This window comes from Neisseria sp. P0022.S010 (assembly GCF_051956635.1).
In genome coordinates this window covers 1-1,558 of the sequence record NZ_JBQCXF010000638.1, presented here as the reverse complement: position 1 = coordinate 1,558, position 1,558 = coordinate 1, and the positions used below count along the sequence as shown (strand labels likewise).

The 1,558-nt window shown below is 54.4% G+C and carries 2 protein-coding genes; one reads left to right on the top strand and one right to left on the bottom strand.

The annotated features are described in order from the left end of the window. Positions 1-71 precede the first annotated feature (71 nt). Complete coding sequence (gene rsgA / locus ACTHUT_RS20225; protein WP_250599340.1) at positions 72-938, top strand: ribosome small subunit-dependent GTPase A; 867 nt, start codon at positions 72-74, stop codon at positions 936-938. An 84-nt stretch (positions 939-1,022) separates the two neighbouring features. Here the strand turns inward: rsgA and metG are convergent. Beyond that, positions 1,023-1,558: methionine--tRNA ligase subunit beta (metG, locus tag ACTHUT_RS20220; protein ID WP_440419587.1), on the bottom strand; the 536-nt coding region annotated here is incomplete at its 5' end.

Here is a 1,558-nt window from a genome sequence, read left to right as displayed (position 1 = left end):
GCAAACAAGTTTTCAGACGGCCATAGCCGACTTTCGGTACAATCACACCATTCCAAACAATAAACCCCATCATGACCGATACCGCCCAAATCATTACCAGCTATGGCCGCCGCTATATTGTCCGCACTCCCGACGGCCAAACATATGACGCCACCACCCGCAAAAAACGCGTCGATTTCGCCTGCGGCGACCAAGTCCGCATCAGCCCCATCAACGGCGAACAAGTTGTGATTGAGGACTACCTTCCGCGCGAAAGCCTGCTTTACCGCCAAGACGCGTGGAAAACCAAACTGATTGCCGCCAACGTTACCCAACTCCTCATCGTAACCGCCGCCAGCCCCACACCCAGCGAAGCCCTGTTGCAACGCGCCCTACTCGCAGCCGAAGCGGCCGGCATCAACGCCGTCATTGTCCTCAACAAAGCCGACCTCCCCGAAACCGCCCAATGGCGCGAGAAACTCAAATTCTACGAAACCCTCGGCTACCCCGTGGTCGAAACCAACGCATTGGAAAACGCCGACATTCTACGTTCCATTTTAGAAGGGCAAACCAACATCCTGCTCGGACAAAGCGGCATGGGCAAGTCCACCCTGACCAACGCCCTACTCGGCAACCAAGCTGCCCGAACCGGCGACATTTCCACCGCGCTCGACTCCGGCAAACACACCACCACCCACGCCCAACTCTACGATTTAAACGCAGAAACCCGACTCATCGATTCCCCCGGCCTGCAAGAATTCGGCCTGCACCATCTCCAAGTCGCCGATTTATTGCAATACTTTCCCGACCTGCGCCACCTTATCGGCCAGTGCCGTTTCCACAACTGCACCCACCGCGCCGAACCCGGCTGCGCCGTCAAAACCGCTGCCGAATCCGGCGAAGCCAAACCCGAGCGCATCGAATTTCTGCAACGCGTTACCGATGAATTGTTGAGATAAAGTTTTAACGGAAAGTGTTTGGATAAATAAAAAGGCCGTCTGAAAGTTTCAGACGGCCTTTGCTTTGCGCTGTGGTAAAAGGTATCAGCCCACTTTATCCCCGGGCTGTGCGCCTGCGTCAACGTCGAGGAGCTTCAGTTTGCCCTCTGCCGTAGCGGCAGAGAGGATCATGCCTTCGGATACGCCGAATTTTGCCATTTTGCGCGGGGCGAAGTTGGCGACGGCGATGACCATGCGGCCGTTCAATTCGGCAGGGTTTGGGTAAGATGCGGCGATGCCAGAGAAGATGATGCGTTTTTCAAAACCGAAATCAAGGTCGAATTTCAAAAGTTTGGTGCTGCCTTCGACGGCTTCGCAGTTCAATACTTTGGCGACGCGCATATCGATTTTCATAAAGTCGTCAAAGCTGGCCTGTTCGGCGACTTTTTCGTATTTACTCTCTTCGGCGGCAGGCGCGGCTGCGGCGGCGATGCTTTGTTTGTTGGCTTCGATTAAATCGTCCACTTGTTTTTGCTCCACTCGTTGCATTAAATGTTCGTATTTGTTGATGGCGTGTTCGCCCAAGGTTTCGCGTGTATTTGCCCAAGTGATGGCTTCCAAATTCAGGAATTTGGCGGCGT